19 protein-coding genes are annotated in these 17031 nt (G+C 33.5%); 7 read left to right on the top strand and 12 right to left on the bottom strand.

Going from position 1 to position 17031, the window contains the following annotated elements; translation table 11 throughout:
- Position 1: 1 nt before the first annotated feature.
- Positions 2–2167, top strand: a complete 2166-nt coding sequence (locus tag NG655_RS08450; protein WP_252158878.1) for an OmpA family protein — start codon at positions 2–4, stop codon at positions 2165–2167.
- A 115-nt stretch (positions 2168–2282) separates the two neighbouring features.
- Here the strand turns inward: NG655_RS08450 and NG655_RS08445 are convergent, their stop codons facing one another.
- From NG655_RS08445 to NG655_RS08395, 11 genes are all read right to left on the bottom strand, one after another.
- Positions 2283–3053 (bottom strand): SDR family NAD(P)-dependent oxidoreductase, encoded by a 771-nt coding sequence (locus NG655_RS08445; protein WP_252158877.1) that lies wholly within the window; start codon positions 3051–3053, stop codon positions 2283–2285.
- A gap of 12 nt (positions 3054–3065) precedes the next feature.
- On the bottom strand, positions 3066–4145 hold the full coding sequence (locus NG655_RS08440) for a polysaccharide lyase family 7 protein (RefSeq protein WP_252158876.1): 1080 nt from the start codon (positions 4143–4145) through the stop codon (positions 3066–3068).
- A 163-nt stretch (positions 4146–4308) separates the two neighbouring features.
- Positions 4309–4503, bottom strand: a complete 195-nt coding sequence (locus tag NG655_RS08435) for a hypothetical protein (protein WP_252158875.1) — start codon at positions 4501–4503, stop codon at positions 4309–4311.
- Positions 4500–4685, bottom strand: coding sequence for a hypothetical protein (locus NG655_RS08430; RefSeq protein ID WP_252158874.1), 186 nt, complete (start codon positions 4683–4685; stop codon positions 4500–4502). Before NG655_RS08430 ends, NG655_RS08435 begins: the two co-directional genes overlap by 4 nt.
- A 131-nt stretch (positions 4686–4816) precedes the next feature.
- Positions 4817–5161 carry a hypothetical protein gene (locus NG655_RS08425; RefSeq protein WP_252158873.1) on the bottom strand — a complete coding sequence of 115 codons (345 nt, stop codon included), beginning with the start codon at positions 5159–5161 and terminating at the stop codon, positions 4817–4819.
- 66 nt (positions 5162–5227) lie between these two features.
- Positions 5228–5719: a hypothetical protein gene (locus NG655_RS08420; protein ID WP_252158872.1), complete on the bottom strand. Its 492-nt coding sequence runs from the start codon at positions 5717–5719 to the stop codon at positions 5228–5230.
- A 321-nt stretch (positions 5720–6040) separates the two neighbouring features.
- Positions 6041–6955, bottom strand: a complete 915-nt coding sequence (locus tag NG655_RS08415) for a helix-turn-helix domain-containing protein (protein WP_252158871.1) — start codon at positions 6953–6955, stop codon at positions 6041–6043.
- 9 nt (positions 6956–6964) lie between these two features.
- Entirely contained in the window at positions 6965–7726 is a 762-nt protein-coding gene (locus NG655_RS08410; protein WP_252158870.1) for a cyclase family protein, read from the bottom strand.
- Positions 7727–7754: 28 nt separating this feature from the next.
- Positions 7755–8408 (bottom strand): CoA transferase subunit B, encoded by a 654-nt coding sequence (locus NG655_RS08405; RefSeq protein WP_252158869.1) that lies wholly within the window; start codon positions 8406–8408, stop codon positions 7755–7757.
- Between the two features lie 2 nt (positions 8409–8410).
- Positions 8411–9109, bottom strand: coding sequence for a CoA transferase subunit A (locus NG655_RS08400; RefSeq protein ID WP_252158868.1), 699 nt, complete (start codon positions 9107–9109; stop codon positions 8411–8413).
- Positions 9102–10292 carry an acetyl-CoA C-acyltransferase gene (locus NG655_RS08395; RefSeq protein WP_252158867.1) on the bottom strand — a complete coding sequence of 397 codons (1191 nt, stop codon included), beginning with the start codon at positions 10290–10292 and terminating at the stop codon, positions 9102–9104. The genes NG655_RS08400 and NG655_RS08395 overlap by 8 nt, the downstream gene beginning before the upstream one ends.
- Positions 10293–10498: 206 nt before the next feature.
- On the opposite strand from NG655_RS08395, the gene NG655_RS08390 reads away from it, so the two are divergent.
- The 4 genes from NG655_RS08390 (at position 10499) to NG655_RS08375 (ending at position 13863) form a co-directional block, all read left to right on the top strand.
- A complete protein-coding gene (locus tag NG655_RS08390; protein WP_252158866.1) occupies positions 10499–11551 on the top strand; it encodes an aromatic ring-hydroxylating dioxygenase subunit alpha in 1053 nt (350 codons plus the stop codon).
- A gap of 2 nt (positions 11552–11553) precedes the next feature.
- Positions 11554–12534: a PDR/VanB family oxidoreductase gene (locus NG655_RS08385; protein WP_252158865.1), complete on the top strand. Its 981-nt coding sequence runs from the start codon at positions 11554–11556 to the stop codon at positions 12532–12534.
- Positions 12535–12636: 102 nt separating this feature from the next.
- Entirely contained in the window at positions 12637–13086 is a 450-nt protein-coding gene (locus NG655_RS08380; RefSeq protein ID WP_252158864.1) for a hypothetical protein, read from the top strand.
- 237 nt (positions 13087–13323) lie between these two features.
- A complete protein-coding gene (locus NG655_RS08375; protein ID WP_252158863.1) occupies positions 13324–13863 on the top strand; it encodes a carboxymuconolactone decarboxylase family protein in 540 nt (179 codons plus the stop codon).
- A 128-nt stretch (positions 13864–13991) separates the two neighbouring features.
- Here NG655_RS08375 and NG655_RS08370 read toward each other — a convergent pair whose 3' ends face one another.
- Complete coding sequence (locus tag NG655_RS08370) at positions 13992–14309, bottom strand: hypothetical protein (protein ID WP_252158862.1); 318 nt, start codon at positions 14307–14309, stop codon at positions 13992–13994.
- Between the two features lie 281 nt (positions 14310–14590).
- Here NG655_RS08370 and NG655_RS08365 point away from each other — a divergent pair, with 281 nt between their 5' ends.
- A complete protein-coding gene (locus NG655_RS08365) occupies positions 14591–14773 on the top strand; it encodes a helix-turn-helix domain-containing protein (RefSeq protein ID WP_252158861.1) in 183 nt (60 codons plus the stop codon).
- Positions 14774–14811: 38 nt separating this feature from the next.
- Positions 14812–17031 carry a type I restriction-modification system subunit M gene (locus NG655_RS08360; RefSeq protein ID WP_252158860.1) on the top strand — a complete coding sequence of 740 codons (2220 nt, stop codon included), beginning with the start codon at positions 14812–14814 and terminating at the stop codon, positions 17029–17031.

Genomic DNA, 17031 nt, shown 5'->3' with positions numbered 1-17031 from the left:
TATGAAAAAAGTAAATTTCATTTTAATCATTATTATCTTAAGTAGATTTCCTGCCTGGTCGCAAGAGTCAATACCCAATGTTAATACAGAAAATTGGGCCGATTATTATTTTGTAAATGAAGAATTTGAAAAGGTAAATTCGTATTACAGCAATTCTAAAGAATCTAAATCTTTAAGAGATTATAAAAACTGGGGAATTGCTTTATATGAACTGGATCTTGTAACCCAAGCAGCTGATAAATACGAATATGTCGTTAACGCTCCAGAAGCACTTATAGAAGATTATTACTACTTTTCGAATTTATTGATGAATCAACCCAGATTAGCTAAAGAATATCGAGATAAATCCCTTAAACTTCCACTACCATCCCCAGGTTTATATGAAAATGACAGCTTGTTATTTAAAGAAAGGTTTGAATCTGAATACTATTCAATAAAATCCGTTTTGGGTAATACCGATGGATCAGAATTTGGAATGGTATTCTTAAATATAAAAGAACCACTTCAAGTATTGTTTTTATCCGAACAAGCAAAAACTAAAGCAACTAGAAAAGTTTTGAAGAGAATTAAAACAGAATATCCGGTTTATAATTTTTATAGAGGGACTTTCGATAAAACAAAATTCTCTTTAACTAAATCCGATGACAGCAATTCTGTGATTAATTCACTTTTTCAAGAAGGCCCAGGTTTTTATAATGATAAAACAGATTTGTTCTATTTTACTCGGAGTTCAAATAAGTGGGACAAAAATAGAAGAGTTCATTTGAATCTGTATCAGATGAAATTATCTGAAATTACAAAAAACAAAGTTCCGATACCATTATCTGTAAATGGTATTGATTTTTCTAGTTTGCACCCTAGTATAAATAAGTCAGGAACGGTTATGTATTTTTCGAGTAATCGTCCAGGAGGATATGGAGGAATGGACTTATATCGAGTTTTTATTTCTAATGGAGTTTTTTCTGAACCAATAAATTTGGGTTCTGATATTAATACCGAAGGAGATGAAGTTTTCCCTTATTCTTATAACGATCAATTTTTGTTTTACTCTTCAAATGGGAAAGGTTCTCAAGGCGCAATGGATATTTTTCTTGCTGAAAACAAATTTGAAACTAGATGGCAAACCCATCTTCTAGGCAAGGGAATTAATTCAAAATCAGATGATTTTTCTTTTAGTTTAAATGAAAAATTAAGTCTGGGAGTTTTTTCATCTGACAAAGAAGGAGGGAAGGGGAAAGATGATTTATACGCCTTTAATTTCAATCCTAAGATTGAAGGAATTTCGGATCATTATGAATTCATTCCCTCAGACACGCTAATCGTAGCTCATAATAATGTTTTAGTTAATGATGAGAAAAAGTTAGTTCGAGAAGATCCCTTACAACGTTTAATTAAAAAAGAAGTAATATTATCTAGACCGACCTCTTTTGGGAATTTAAAATTGAATAAAAACGGTTCTTTCCTATATAAAAACACTGTGCCAAGCAGTAAAAAAGATTCGTTTGCCTACAAATTGAAAACAGTTAAAGGTACTTCAGAAGACGTATGGGTCTTTTTAAACCGTTCAAAAGTTGAACAAAAAGATTTGCCACCAGCTATTTTAGATGCGTTCTTACCTATTTATTATGATTTAGACGGTAGTAGTCTTTTAGATTCTTATAAAGTGCGAGTAGATAAAGTAGTTTCTGTAATGCAAGCAAATCCTAATTTAGAAATAGAATTACGCTCATATACTGATTGTAGAGGCTCTTTAGAATATAATTTAAAGCTTTCTGAGCGAAGAAATCAAGAGATAATCAAATACGTTCAAAAGCGCATAGATAAGCCAGAGCGAATCTATGGTAAAGGCTATGGTGAAGATATAGGCAATTCAGAATTTAATATGGAATTCGGTTTGGTTGTGGGTAGCTTTAAAGAGGTTACTAAAGTCCAATCGTTAGTAGTTTCTCTAGAAGCAAAAGGGTATGCGCCTATTATTGAATCTTATGGGTTGTATTATCGTGTTATTGCCATCCAAAAGGATTCTCGTAAGGCACTTTACCAAAGTCAACAAAAACTAAATTCTTTGGGTTATAAAACATGGGTATTAACCAATCCATGCTTAAAGGTCTCTGAAGAAGAGCATCAGAAAAAAAGAAGAACAGATTTTGAAGTAATAAAACTCTAATCAAAGAGTTTGTAGATCTATCTAAAGTTCTGTGCTAGTAATGAATAAAAAAGCACCCTAATAGTTCAGAGTGCTTTTTGAAACTTATATTTTAGTTTTAAAGAGAAGAAATATTTTACATATTGTAAACTCCTCCATTAATATCAAGAGTTGCACCAGTAATAAAACCATCGTATTCAGACGCAAGGTATAAAACTGCTCGAGCAACGTCAGCAGCGTTCCCCGCTCTTTTAATTGGAATGCTAGCTGTGGTAGCAGCCGCAGATTCTTTTGTTGTGTGTGTATTGTGAAAAGAAGTTCCAAGAATTAAACCAGGAGCAACGGCATTTACACGAACACCTTCTGGGCCTAACTCTGTAGACAAAGCTCTTGTAAACGTAAGTACAGCTCCTTTACTCGTAGAGTAAGCAAGAGAACCAGGATGACCTCCTTTTCTTCCGGCAAGGGATGATAAGTTAACAATACTGCTATTTTCGTTTTTCGCTAAAATTGGAGCAGCTGCTCTAGAAACAAACATCATCGAGGTAAGGTTGATGTCCATGACATGATTCCAAAAATCAGTTTCTATTTCATTCAACATCCTTCTACCGACTAGAGATCCTGTGTTGTTTATTAAAATGTCAATTCCTCCTAATGCTTTAACTGTTTTTTTAATTAAAAGATTAGCATCTGCTTCTTTGGTTAAGTCTCCACTAATAATTTCAGCTTTTTGACCTTTACTAAGTGCATATTCTTTCAATTCTTTAGCCGTATCTGAACTAGAAAAATAGTGAATTGCAACATGCGCACCGCTATCGATGAAGTGTTTCGTGATGGATGCTCCAATTCCTTGTGCTCCAGCTGTTATTAAAACATTTTTACCTGCTATTTTTTCCTCAGTTTTCATTTTATTATTTGGTTAATCATTTTTTGTAAAATACCCTTTGTTCGAATATGCAGCATCGCTTACATATATATTGGCCGTTTTAAACCAAACTTCTGCATAATTACCGTCTTCGTATTGTTTTTTGATGTTACCGCCATGAGTTTCTGCTCCTGAACACCAATTTTTGTTAATTTCTGGAGACTTACCATTCGTTTGGTTATAAGAACCCAGTTTAAAGAAAAGTCCTTCATCTGCGTAAGCATTTTCGCGTTCTACTCCATCTTGACCTATCGGGACAAATAATTTTTGAGTTTGAAGAGGAATATCATTTTTAGTCGCATATTCTGATTGAATTAAGTTTTTGGAGAACGATTTGGTCTTATGGTTTGGACTGGAGAATTTTAAGGTCATTACACCTTCTTTGACTTCAATGTCATAACTAAATTCTTCTCCTAATTCAATCCCATCAACTGGTTCGTCAGGAAAGGTGTCTTCTTGAGAACCTACCACAGAGAAATCATGTCCCCAGACCGATGTAGAATAATCCCATCTTCCGGCGTTATCTTCTCCAGCGGTATTAATTTCGTAATGCCAAAACACAGATCCTTTTTCATGACCCGGGAATTTTTTGTAGAATATTTTTAGGGGTTCATTTTCGTGTCCATCTGCACTATGAATTTGTCCTACAACAACAGAATGTGAAGCAGCAACGCGTGCATCTCCAGTTGCTGAAACATTCATAACTTTAAGTGTGGCTGTTAACTTAGCATCTGTTAGGGCAGACCATTTTTTTAATTGTGCTAGTTCGGTCCTTGTATTATTAGAAGTTCCATGGGTGTCTCCGCCATTTGGTGCCTTAAAAACCACCCAGTCTGTTTTTCCATCATTAGCTGTGTAAAGGAAATCTTTATTTTCAAAGTTATTGGCTATCCCCACATTGGATCCGTCACCAAGAATTAAATTCCAATGATCGAAAAAAGGAATTATATCACTTGCTAAAGAGGCATTGGCCTTGGTAGTTTTAGTTGTTTTTTTTGAGATATCCGAACAGCTAAACGTAAGGATTGGTATTGTAATTATAAATAGTGAGACTTTTCTAAAAAGGGAATTCATTTTCTAAATTTTATAATATAATTATTGGTTAACCAATTTGGTAACTCAAAAATACATTATTTTATTTAGATGAGATTCTTAGTTAATTTAAGGAGAACGAAATTTTAAATTAGTTGTTCTAGTTAGTTCAAATTATTCACTTTTAATTCGTGCATATCAAATTTCAACTTGCTCTATTTTTTGGTTTTTTGTCTGGGATTCTACCCTGGTTTCCAATTCCATCAAAATCATTTGTATCATAACCACTTATGTCTGTTCGTTCAACTTTATGCTGTCTGATTACAATTCTAAAATAAAAGTATACGTATACTATGAATATGATAGAACCAACGATAAACATTATTAAATTCTTGCTCATGTTTTCTTGTTTTTATCATCATTCCTTCTTTGTCTTATTACACTGGCAAAAGCCAATATAGTTACGGGCCACAAGCCAACGTAAATACCTTCTAGTTCATTTCCTGTAAACCATAAAAACACAGAGTATAAAAAACTCAAAAAGGCTAAAATAACGGGGTAATATTTTTCTAAAAAATTCATATTTTTCACTTAAGCTAATCATTTTCAATGACAAAATCAAATTTTAGAGTGAGATACAATAATGCGACATGAAATCATTTTAACATTCACCCATTGTATACCTTTATTAACCAAAGCTTAAAATAGATCTATTAATTCTTTCGAGGGTATCGATTGAATGATTTTGTTTTCTGTCCGTCAAAATATTTGACTTTGTCTTTATTTATGATCTCAAAATATTGAGTTTCTTTATTAGTCCCTACCAGCCTCCAGTATATTTTTTTTGAAGAAGTATCGTATTTAATAATCTCTACACCCGAGATAAAACCTCCATCAGGGATTTCATAAATTAGTAATCCACTATCAGATATTAAATTAAAACAAGAAAACTTGTCTTTGTCGCACCAGGTCCCATCTAAGTAATTTTCAACATCTAATTCTTGGGAAAAACTTAGAGTCGAAATTAATGTTGTAACTATTAAATAGAGCTTTCTCATTGAATGTAAATAATTATTAATTTATACCTTATGTTTCCAAAGATTTCGATATTATTCTAGGTAATTTTACCAAGCTGCTCTCCATTGTCTAACCGTGTGTATTTTTCCATCTTTTCCAAAAATGAATTTTTCTAAAAAAAGATCTTCCTCAACTGAACCGTCTTTTTTGTATTTTGTTTCTACTGAAGTTACTTCAACAAGTGTTCTTACGCCTTCTAGTTCATAAGGTAAAAAGTAGACTGGTTTTGAAATAATAGAGTCGTATAAAGAAAACATATCTCTTTGGTCATCAATAGTCATCATCACGGGCTTCTCTGCGTTGTATGGAAAAAACCGAACCGTATCTCTAACATTCTTAAATACTTCATCAGCATCCATTGCTGCATAGCTAGATAAAAGGTTTCTTACAATTTCTACCTGTTCATCAGAACCTATTATGAATTTAGTTCCAGAACTAACCCATTCCCCTCCTTTTTTGTTAACTTCTTTTTCTACGACTTGATTTGAACAAGAAGATACTGATACAAGAATTACTAATAGTAGTGCTATTTTTTTCATTTTGTTACGCTTTATTATTGATTTTATATTAAAAGTAATAATTATTTCGCAAATCAAAAATATCCTGTAAGATTTTGTTGAGGTAATAATTTAAATCAATACAGTCTTATAGGCACGACAATTATAAAGACGTAAGATTTACGCTAAATAGTATATCAAAATTTAGTAATTCTAGTAATGCGATTGATAATGAATTATGCAATCGATTCGTTGGTGCTTTAACAGCATAAACTTTACTCAAATCAAAAAAGTAGAAGTTATCTTTGTTAAAGATATGAAGGATAAAAATAAGTAAAAACCGAAGCTTAAATCAAGTGTAATTTAGCATTCTTCGGCGTATTCTTTTGGGGAAAGTCCTGTCTGTTTTTTAAAAAAACGAGCAAAATTACTTGGGGTCTGGTTACACAATTTTATGGCTATTTCTGAAACGTTTAGTTGTGAATATTTTATTAGTGTTTTCGCTTCCAAAACAAGCATATCCTTTAAAAGATCTTGCGCTGTTTTATCGATTGCTGTTTTTACACACTTATTAAGATAATTGGGTGTAACATTTAGTAAATTAGCATAATCTGATATGTTTTGAAATTCATAAATATGTTTTCCAAGAGCATGCTTATAGCGTTTTGTGATTTCAAAGTTTGCTTTTCTTTTTTCAAAAGTTTTGTTTACAGTGCAGACGGCATTTATTTCTTCAAATAAAGTCATTAAATGAAAGGATAAAAGAGTTTTATTGTATTCTTTACTTGTATGCAAATACAACAAGCGTTCTAGAATTTTTTCAATAATTTCAATATTATTTGGTTGTAATTTAATAATTGGGTTAGATTGATATTGAAAGAAAACGTAGCGCTCGCTCAATATTAATTTCGAAAAAAAATCAAAAATATTTTCTCCAAAGTGACAGTAGTATCCTTCTGCATCTTCGCTCATCATTTTGTGTTCGGTGATTTGGTAGGCCGGTAAGAAAAAAATAGCAGGAGCATTTATAGTGAAGCTGTTCAGACCTTTTGTTCTTATGGAAGAGCCTTTTTTAAGAAAGAAAAAATCATGGAATATTTTGCGATGTGGAAGTACATTGAAGTTTTTCTTGTCTGCAATGTCATCAATTTTATTAATGTGAAAATCAGGATGTTTTGCATTAGTAATTATTGGCAACCACTCAACCTGATGCAAATGAAAATTTGATATCTCATAATAATCTAAAGTTGGTATTTTTTTTTCATCATTTATATTCATGATAATATTTTATTTATCTAAAATAGCAACCGCCCTTGTCCATCCGGCACTTGCCTTTTCTATCTTTGTAGGAAAGCAAGCAACTTTGAAGCCAAAAGGAGGTAATTTATCTAAATTAGCCAATTTTTCGATTTGACAATATTCTTTTTCAATGCCAACATAATGGGCTTCCCAAATGATTCCTTCTTGGGGTGTTTGTTTAAATCTTTGAATTTGGAGATGCAGAGGAATATCCCATCCCCAACCATCTGTACCCATAACCTTAATTCCTTGATCAATCAACCAATGTGTTGCTTTTGCTGAGGCTCCTACATGAATTTTAACATATTCATCATCATGTATACGCTTGTCTGCGTCACATCTAATGAGCACAATGTCCAAAGGTTTTAGAGTATAATTAATTGCAGATAGTTTTTCAATTAAATCTTCAGGTTCTATCAAATAACCCTCTGGTTTATCGGTAAAATCCAAAACAACACCGTCATTAAAAAACCATTCTAAAGGTAATTCATCAATAGTTCTTGAGGGTTCTCCAGCGCAAGTTGGTGAGTAGTGATAAGGCGCATCTACATGAGTGCCTGAATGAGTAGTTAGATTTATTGTTTCTCCAGCTAATCCTTTTCCATTCACAAAAACATCACCTTTTAAATCTTTAAATAAAATCTTCCCCATGTTTTCGACACATTCTTCATGATTTTCATAAAGAATTTTTGTTGGTAAAGGTTCTTTAATTTTTTCGGAGATGTTTACTGATAAATCGATTACTCGCATATGTGTTGTGTTTTAAACAAAGTTATTCTTAAATTTTCATTTCTGGAACCTCCCCCGTAATAATGAGATTCCCTTCTGTAGCTTTTCTGATAGTTTCAACGCTCACGCCTGGTGCTCTTTCAACCAGCTTAAACCCTCCCTCTACAATTTCTAAAAAGGCGAGGTTTGTAACAATTTTTTTTACACAACCAACACCCGTAAGGGGTAATGAACATTTTTTCAAAAGCTTTGATTCCCCCGCTTTATTGGTGTGCATCATTGCTACAATAATATTTTCAGCACTCGCAACTAAATCCATTGCACCACCCATACCTTTTACCATTTTACCGGGTATTTTCCAATTGGCGATATCTCCATTTTCAGCAACTTCCATCGCCCCAAGAATGGTTAAGTCTACATGTTTACCTCGAATCATTGAAAAGCTTAATGCTGAATCAAAAAAACTGGCTCCAGGCAATGCAGTAATAGTCTGTTTTCCTGCATTTATAATATCTGCATCTTCTTCTCCTTCAAAGGGAAAAGGACCCATGCCTAAAACTCCATTTTCGCTCTGGAATTCTACTTCGATATCTTCCCTGATATAATTAGCAACTAAAGTCGGAATCCCTATGCCTAAATTTACATAAAACCCGTTTTTTATTTCCTGGGCAATACGCTTTGCAATACTTGTTTTATCTAACATATCTATTCTTTTTTTCTTGTCGTGCGTTGTTCAATTCTTTTTTCATAATCGGTTCCTTGAAAAATACGTTGGACAAAAATTCCAGGAACATGTATTTCATTTGGATGTAATTCTCCCAGCGGGACTAATTCTTCTACCTCTGCTACTGTAATGTTGGCTGCACCGCACATATTAAAATTGAAATTCTTCGCAGTTCCCTTAAAAATCAAATTGCCGGCACTGTCGCCTTTCCATGCCTTAACAAAGGCAAAGTCTGCTTTAAAAGCATGTTCTAGAACATACATTTTCCCATCAAATTCTCTGACTTCTTTTCCTTCAGCAATTTCTGTTCCATATCCAGCTGGGGTAAAAATCGCTGGAAACCCTGATTGTGCTGCTCTGCATAATTCAGCTAAGGTTCCTTGAGGAATTAAATCTACTTCCAATTCACCCGAAAGCATTTGTCTTTCAAATTCATTATTTTCACCTACATAGGAAGCAATCATTTTTTTTATTTGGTGTTTTTTTAGAAGCAAACCCAGCCCAAAATCATCAACTCCAGCATTATTTGATATACACGTAAGTCCCCCAATTTCTTTGTTTACTAGTTCTGAAATAGCATTTTCAGGTATTCCGCATAACCCAAACCCACCAAGCATAAGTGTCATATTGTGGGTTACTCCCTCTAGGGCTACAGATGCATTTTTTACTTTTTTATTCATGACTTAAGTTTTTAATTATCATTGCACTGGCACCACCTCCACCATTGCAAATAGCAGCTAAACCATATTGGGCATTTTTTGTTTTTAATACGTTCAATAAAGTTACTAATATTCTGCTACCAGAATTTCCCAAAGGATGTCCTAAAGAAACAGCACCTCCAAAAGCATTTACTTTTTCATCAGCTATATTTAAAGTTTTCATATAGACAATTGGTACAACAGAAAATGCTTCATTAATCTCAAAAAAGTCAATATTTGAAAGTTTTAAATTAGCTTTTTCTAAAACTTTTTTTGTGGCCAATATAGGGGTTGTTGTAAAAAATGTAGGATCTTGTTCTGCTTCAGCATATGCTATTATTTCAGCTTCAGGGATTAAATCATTGTTTTTAACAAAAGATTCTCCGGCAATAACTAAAGCACTTGCTCCGTCATTTAGGGGACTAGCATTTGCAGCAGTAACCGTCCCTTTTTCTGAAAATGCAGGTCTTAATTTTTTCATTTTATCAAAATTAGCCTTTTTGTATGTTTCATCTTCAGTAATAACGATAGGCTCTCCTCTTCTTTGTGTTACACTAACCTCAGAAATTTCATTTTCAAAAAGACCATTTTGCCACGCATTGGTACTCTTAACATAAGACTGTATTGCATATTTGTCCTGTTCTTCTCTACTGATATTATATTTTTCAGCTGTTTTATCACCAGAAACCCCCATTGAAGTCTGATTATATACATCGGTTAAGCCGTCTTTTAGCATACCGTCCACAAGGCGACCATGGCCAAAGCCCAAACCTATTCTCGAATTAGGTAGATAATGTGGAACTTGACTCATGTTTTCCATACCTCCGGCAACGCCTATTTCATAGTTGTTTAACTTAATATCATTAAATACCATACTTACAGCTTTCATTCCTGAAGCACAAACTTTATTGACGGTGGTTGCGCACGTTTTTTCTGGCAAGCCTGCTAGCATTGATGCTTGTCTAGCAGGAGCTTGGCCTAAATTAGCAGACAAAACATTCCCCATTACTATGGATTCAACTTGATCACTTTTAATAGTTGCTTTTTCCACAGCATCTTTTATTGCTACAGCACCTAATTCTGTTGCAGAAACAGTCGAAAGCTCTCCAGAATAAGCTCCTATTGGTGTTCGGGTTGAAGATAAAATATAAACAGCGTTTTTCATTTTAGTAATTTGTAGATTAAATTATTAACAGATTTATTCTTGAATTTGTTTTTTTAAGTCTTAATTAACAAAGGTGATAAATAGTTGTTTAAATTTTTATTCATAAACAAGTTAAAGATATTCAAAATCAACTTTATAATTGTTAATTAATTAAAAAATACTAAAATTACATTCATAATAAGTGTTGAATATAGAAACCCTCACAAATGCAAAGTTTTACAATGAATGAATCCTTCCCAATGAATGCATGGTATGCCGCTGCTTGGGATGTGGAATTAAAAAATGATTTGCTGCCTAGAACCATCTGTAACAAACCTTTAGTTTTATATCGTAAAAAAGATGGTACTCCTGTAGTGCTAGAAGATGCATGTTGGCACCGATTGTTACCTTTATCAAAGGGTAGTTTGAGCGGTGACACTGTAGTATGTGGTTATCACGGATTAGAGTATAAAAGTGACGGAAGATGTTCTTATATGCCCTCTCAAGAAACTATTAATCCGTCGGCATGTGTACGTTCATATCCAGTAATTCAAAAGTATCGGTTTATTTGGGTGTGGATGGGAAATCCTGCTTTAGCTGACGAGAAATTGATTCCTAATATGCATTGGAATGATGACCCAGAATGGGCGGGGGACGGGCAAATGATAAAAGTACATTGTAATTATAGATTGGTGGTAGACAATTTGATGGATCTAACCCATGAAACCTTTGTACACTCAGAAAGTATTGGTGACCGAAATGTGGCAGAAGCGCCTTTCGATGTTCACTACGATGAAAAAACGGCAACTGTTACCAGGTGGATGAAGGGGATTCAGCCCCCACCTTTTTGGAAGGGGCAATTAAATAAAGTTTTTAAACACAACGGTGATGTTGATCGTTGGCAGATCATCAAGTTTGAAGCTCCATGTACCGTTAATATTGATGTTGGGGTTGCCATTGCTGGAACAGGTGCGCCAGAGGGCAATCGTTCTCAAGGAGTAAATGGATATGTTTTAAATACCATTACACCTTCCACAAATCAAACTTGTCTTTACTTTTGGGCATTCAGCAGAAATTACAACCTCAAAGATCAGAGCAATACCACTGAACTCAAAAACGGAGTGGCCCGAATTTTTGCACAAGATGAAGAAATATTAGAAGCACAACAAAAAGCAATTAATGCCAACCCTAATCGGGAATTTTATAATCTGAATATTGATGCAGGAGCCATGTGGGCCAGAAGAATCACCGATAGAATAGTTGCAGAAGAAAACAAATAGTAATGCGATATAGGAATACTTGGGAAAATGCCGTGGTTGGCAAAATGGAAAAAGTTGCAGAAAATGTAATGGAAATCCAACTAATACCAGAACATGGAACAGCAGTTTTTACCGTGGGATCTCATATAGATATTTCTGTTTTGATCAATGATGTCCCAGAAGTGAGGAGCTATTCCTTGGTTGGGCAGTATGAACCAAATTCACCTTATACCATTGCAGTTAAGCGATTGTCCGAAAGTCGTGGAGGATCTGCCTATATGTGGAGTTTAAAAGAAGGAAGTAGATTACAAATTTCACAACCAAGTAACCACTTTGAACTAAGCTTTAATTCCTCAGACTACCTTCTAATAGCAGGAGGAATTGGAATAACTCCTATTCTAGGGATGGCTGAGCAATTGATAGCAAAAGGAAACAAGAATGTACGCATGCTATACTTAGGGAGTGCAGATTATGAAATGCCTTATATCAGCCGATTACAAAAAATGTTAGGTAAACAAATTACTTTAAACTTTAGTAATGTTAATGGATCTTACAATGTCTCGAAGGTCATAGACCTGTGTAATGAAAAGACCCAAATATATCTTTGCGGTCCAATTAGGTTGATGAATGCCGTTCGCAAAACATGGGAAGAAGGACCTTTTGAAAATTCCAATTTGCGTTTCGAAACATTTGGTGCTTCGGGTCTATTTGCCCCACAAGATTTCTTGCTAAAAATTCCAAGATTTGATTTGCAAATCGAGGTGAAAAAGAACAAAACAATGTTACAAGCCCTCGAAGAGGCCCATGTAGAGGTAATGTACGATTGTAAAAAAGGAGAATGTGGTTTATGTCAAGTTGATGTACTTGAGTATTCTGGGGATATTGACCACCGTGACTTCTTTTTTAGCGAATCTGAAAAAGGAGAAAACAATAAATTATGTGCTTGTGTGAGCAGAGTGGCTAATGGTCATATAGTAATTGATACTGCTTATAGGAGGAAATAGAATACGCTTCATTGTTCTGATATAGGGTTTTGAAATAATTTGAGTCAAGAAATAAACCATGTTGTAAAATTGAAGTCCAACTTCAAAATTAAACCTAATATTATGATAAAACGCAAAACCCCATTTTCATTTCAAGTTAGAGTAATTCATAGGTATTTAGGATATTTCTTATCAGGGATTATGATGATGTATGCTGTTAGTGGGGTCATCATGATTTTTAGAGAGACTAGTTTTTTAAAAACCACAGTAGTTACAGAGCAACAATTAACGCCTAATTTAACAGGTGGTGAATTAAGCCCGCTATTGAGAATGGGCGTAAAAGTAAAAAAGATTGAAGGCGACATTTTATATTTTAAAGATGGGAATTACAATAGTAAAACAGGCATGGCAATTGTAAGAAAAGAAAAATTACCTTTCGTTCTTGAAAAAATGGAACGTCTTCATAAAGCAACTACTAATAGTCCTTTGTACTTTTTAAACATCTTTTTTGGTCTTTCATTAGTCTTTTTTGTTTTGTCTGCATTTTGGATGTATACTCGTCTCTATAGGTAAGTTTAGATCATGATTAAAAATTATTTTTAATTTATTTTTAATTCTAACTATCTGATTATCATCATTTGTTTCTTCTGGGTTATTAAGGTTCTTCATGGAGACTTATTGTTTTAGTTACTTAAAGGAAGTAAATTTACAAAAGAAATTATAAAAACTTTAATTATTATGAATTCATATAAGATGAAAATGTCATTGGTTAATTTATCTGGTGCCAATGACAAGCAAAAGGATCTTCTCATGCTCACCAAAAAAGAAAATAGAATGATTCCTAATATGTACCAAGCTATGGTTAACTCACCTGGATTATTAGATAGTTATATGCACGGATATAAAAAATTTAGAATAGAAAGTGGTTTTACTTCAACAGAGCAAGAAGTGGTATTACTAACTATCAGCGCTGAAAATAGTTGCTCCTATTGTATGGCAGCCCATAGTATGTTAGCGGATACTGTATCTAAAGTTCCACTTGAAGTGACAGAATCCATAAGGAATCACACAAAAATTTCTGATGATAAACTAAGAGGCCTATCAGGGTTTGTAAGCACTATGGTAAATAAAAGGGGTTTGCCTGATGAAAATGAAGTTCAAGCGTTTCTGAATTTAGGGTATACAGAGGGTAATATATTAGATGTCATTTTGGCTATCTCTGTAAAAACGATTAGTAATTACACCAACCATGTTTTCAAAACAGAATTAGATACTGTTTTTAAGGCAAGAGAATGGAGTGGATATAAGGTATCGAGAAGTATATTCAATTTTTTCAGAAGTCTTGTTTAATAAAAAAAACGGTTACACTATAATAGTATAACCGTTTTATTGTTTTAGTAGACAACTCTATTGAAATATCGAACGTTTACATATTAAGGAGGGATTTCGTTAGCGCTATTAATACAATTCAATTGTTTTCAAAAAATATCTTCTAAAGAGCATATATCACTAACCACACCAATTTGATCATTATCCTGCTGCATCGGCTGCAAAGAATTGTTCAATATAAATTCGTCAAGTATAACTCCCTCTAACTCTGCATAGGCTATTATAAAATCTCGTAATTCTATGTATACCTCCTCATTGAAAAATGTTCTGGTAGAAGTTTGTTTGAGAATACGATATACGATCTGGCCACCCCAGTAGGTCTTTATAAATATTTGATTTTTACGGACTCTATAGAATTTACCAGCTCCTTTCGGAATTAAAATAAAGTGTTCGTTTTGTCTAATCATAATTTAGATTTTTTAAAAACATAAACAAATTATTTTTAAAAGTCAAGGAGGAGTTTTTATGTCGTCTTAGTTAAAGTTATTTTTATTAAGAAAAAGTCAGGTTTTTAAAGTTATTCCCTCTTAATGTAATGTGGTTTTGTGTAGTCTATATAATTACTGCAGGCACAAAGTTGGAATGGTCCGTTAAGATCACACATTGATTTTATATTGTAATAAACATAACAAAAAATTGTGTATTTATCACAAATATATTAGATTTGATTTTAATCAAATTCTAAATAATGAACCGAATTAAAGAGGTCTTAGAAGAAAAAGGAATAAAACAAATCTGGCTAGCAGATAAACTTGGTAAAAGTTTCAATACCGTAAACAGTTATGTACAAAACCGACAACAGCCCAGACTTGAAGTGTTAGATCAAATTGCAAAAATCTTAGATGTTAATTTAAAAGACTTAATAGTATAAAAATGTCAGAAACTAAAAAATCCACCTTTGAGCAACAATTGTTCAAGGCAGCAGACAAGCTGCGTAAAAATATAGATGCAGCCGAGTACAAGTATGTAGTGTTGGGTTTAGTATTCATAAAATATATCTCCGAAACCTTCAATGAACTATATGAAAAATTAGAAGCTGATAAGTACTCTGATCCTGAAGATAGAGATGAATACTTAGCAGAGAATGTATTCTTTGTTCCAGAGATTGCTCGTTGGTCACATATTCACAACAATGCTAAGCTTCCGTCTATTGGAGAGACGATTGATGAAGCTATGGAAGCCATTGAAAAAGAAAACAAGGAACTTAAAAACGTACTGCCTAAGGTATACGGAAAGGCCAATTTGGATAAAGCCTCTTTAGGGCAGTTAATAGATTTGATATCAAATACAGAACTACAAGCTGAAAATGAAAAGTCTAAAGATCTATTTGGTAGAGTGTATGAGTATTTCTTAGGTGAGTTTGCCAATGCAGAAGGTAAAAAGGGAGGACAGTTCTATACGCCTAAGGCTATTGTGAAGCTAATGGTAGAAATGATAGAACCTTATAAAGGTAGGGTGTATGACCCTGCTTGTGGTTCTGGTGGAATGTTTGTTATGAGTGAGAAGTTTGTCACAGAACACCAAGGAAATATTAGTGATATTACTGTATACGGACAAGAGAGCAACCAAACTACTTGGAAGCTATCTAAGATGAACTTAGCCATTCGTAATATCAACTCACAGTTTGTGTCTTGGAATACAGAAGGATCCTTTTTAAAAGATGCGCACCCAGACTTAAAAGCAGATTTCATATTAGCCAACCCACCTTTTAATCAAAAGGATTGGGGGATAGATATACTACAAGATGATGCCCGTTGGAAATTTGGCGTACCTCCAAATGCTAATGCCAACTATGGTTGGATGATGCACATGCTGTATCACTTAGCGCCTAAGGGCGTTATGGCAACAGTATTGTCTAACGGTTCTTTAAGTTCTAATACTTCTGGTGAAGGAGATTTAAGACAACGCATGGTTGAAGAAGACTTGGTAGAATGTATTGTAGCGCTACCAAAACAACTATTCTACAACACGGGGATTCCTGCTTGTATTTGGTATTTAAGAAGAGAGAAAGCCAACCATAGTAAAGAGGTATTATTCATTGATGCTTCTGAGATGGGCTATCAAAAAAACAAGGCACACAAAGATCTTACAGATGAAGAAATTAATATATTAACATTAACCTATCATAATTGGCGAAAAGGCATTAAATATGAGAACGTCAAAGGTTATTGTAAAAGCACCTCTATTGAGGAAATTCGAAAGCATAAGTATGTACTAACACCTGGACGATACGTTGGTCTCAAAGATGAAGAGGAAGACAGCATCCTTTTTAAAGACAAGATGTTAGTTTTTAGTAAATTTTTGATTCAAAACACTGAACATTCTGAAAAATTAGATACAGAAATAATAAATGTTTTAACAAAAAAATTCCCAAATCAAAATTGGAGTAAAATAAATTTCAATTCGAATAAGGTTATGGAGAATATTGCTCAAACTGTTTTTAAAGAATGGTTTGGGAAATATCAAATTAGTGATGATATACCTGTTGGTTGGAGAAAAGCTAAAATTAACGATTTTGTAGAAGTTTCTTTGGGTGGAGATTATGGCAAAGAAACAATTGAAGGAGATTATACGGAAAAAACTATTTGTTTAAGAGGTACTGATCTACCAGATATGAAAACAGGCATGCCGGAAAGAGCACCAATCAGATATTTGAAAGCTTCAAAACTTGAAAAATGTAAACTTAAAAAGGGTGATATAGTTATTGAAATTAGTGGAGGAACTGAAGATCAATCTACAGGCAGAGTTATCTACATAAACGAAAAGATTTTGAATAATGCTAAATATCCAATGACGTGTGTTAATTTTTGTAGGATAATTAGACCTTTAAAGCTTGAATACTCATATTTCTTGTACTCTTTATTTGATTACTTATACACAAGAAAGGTTTTTTTTAATTGGGAAAATGGCACCACAGGCATAAAGAATCTTAACCTAAATGCGCTTTTGGAAATTTTTGATTTGTTAGTTCCACAAGATGAAGAATTAATAACTGAATTTGACAAAATCGCTTATGTAATATTTAACAAAATTCAAACAAATAATGCACAGTCTCAATCTCTTGGAAAAATGAGTGAGACACTATTGACAAAAATTTACGATCACTCTTTAAGATTGAATAATTTATAA

This window comes from Candidatus Arcticimaribacter forsetii (assembly GCF_910589745.1).
In the GTDB taxonomy this organism is placed as follows: domain Bacteria; phylum Bacteroidota; class Bacteroidia; order Flavobacteriales; family Flavobacteriaceae; genus Arcticimaribacter; species Arcticimaribacter forsetii.
Note: the sequence above shows the minus strand (reverse complement) of the source record. Positions and strands in the feature narration are given on the sequence as shown.

Coding starts and splice junctions, on each gene's coding strand:
- NG655_RS08450 (WP_252158878.1), top strand. CDS start 2: ATGAAAAAAGTAAATTTCATTTTAATCATTATTATCTTAAGTAGATTT.
- NG655_RS08445 (WP_252158877.1), bottom strand. CDS start 3,053: ATGAAAACTGAGGAAAAAATAGCAGGTAAAAATGTTTTAATAACAGCT.
- NG655_RS08440 (WP_252158876.1), bottom strand. CDS start 4,145: ATGAATTCCCTTTTTAGAAAAGTCTCACTATTTATAATTACAATACCA.
- NG655_RS08435 (WP_252158875.1), bottom strand. CDS start 4,503: ATGAGCAAGAATTTAATAATGTTTATCGTTGGTTCTATCATATTCATA.
- NG655_RS08430 (WP_252158874.1), bottom strand. CDS start 4,685: ATGAATTTTTTAGAAAAATATTACCCCGTTATTTTAGCCTTTTTGAGT.
- NG655_RS08425 (WP_252158873.1), bottom strand. CDS start 5,161: ATGAGAAAGCTCTATTTAATAGTTACAACATTAATTTCGACTCTAAGT.
- NG655_RS08420 (WP_252158872.1), bottom strand. CDS start 5,719: ATGAAAAAAATAGCACTACTATTAGTAATTCTTGTATCAGTATCTTCT.
- NG655_RS08415 (WP_252158871.1), bottom strand. CDS start 6,955: ATGAATATAAATGATGAAAAAAAAATACCAACTTTAGATTATTATGAG.
- NG655_RS08410 (WP_252158870.1), bottom strand. CDS start 7,726: ATGCGAGTAATCGATTTATCAGTAAACATCTCCGAAAAAATTAAAGAA.
- NG655_RS08405 (WP_252158869.1), bottom strand. CDS start 8,408: ATGTTAGATAAAACAAGTATTGCAAAGCGTATTGCCCAGGAAATAAAA.
- NG655_RS08400 (WP_252158868.1), bottom strand. CDS start 9,109: ATGAATAAAAAAGTAAAAAATGCATCTGTAGCCCTAGAGGGAGTAACC.
- NG655_RS08395 (WP_252158867.1), bottom strand. CDS start 10,292: ATGAAAAACGCTGTTTATATTTTATCTTCAACCCGAACACCAATAGGA.
- NG655_RS08390 (WP_252158866.1), top strand. CDS start 10,499: ATGCAAAGTTTTACAATGAATGAATCCTTCCCAATGAATGCATGGTAT.
- NG655_RS08385 (WP_252158865.1), top strand. CDS start 11,554: ATGCGATATAGGAATACTTGGGAAAATGCCGTGGTTGGCAAAATGGAA.
- NG655_RS08380 (WP_252158864.1), top strand. CDS start 12,637: ATGATAAAACGCAAAACCCCATTTTCATTTCAAGTTAGAGTAATTCAT.
- NG655_RS08375 (WP_252158863.1), top strand. CDS start 13,324: ATGCTCACCAAAAAAGAAAATAGAATGATTCCTAATATGTACCAAGCT.
- NG655_RS08370 (WP_252158862.1), bottom strand. CDS start 14,309: ATGATTAGACAAAACGAACACTTTATTTTAATTCCGAAAGGAGCTGGT.
- NG655_RS08365 (WP_252158861.1), top strand. CDS start 14,591: ATGAACCGAATTAAAGAGGTCTTAGAAGAAAAAGGAATAAAACAAATC.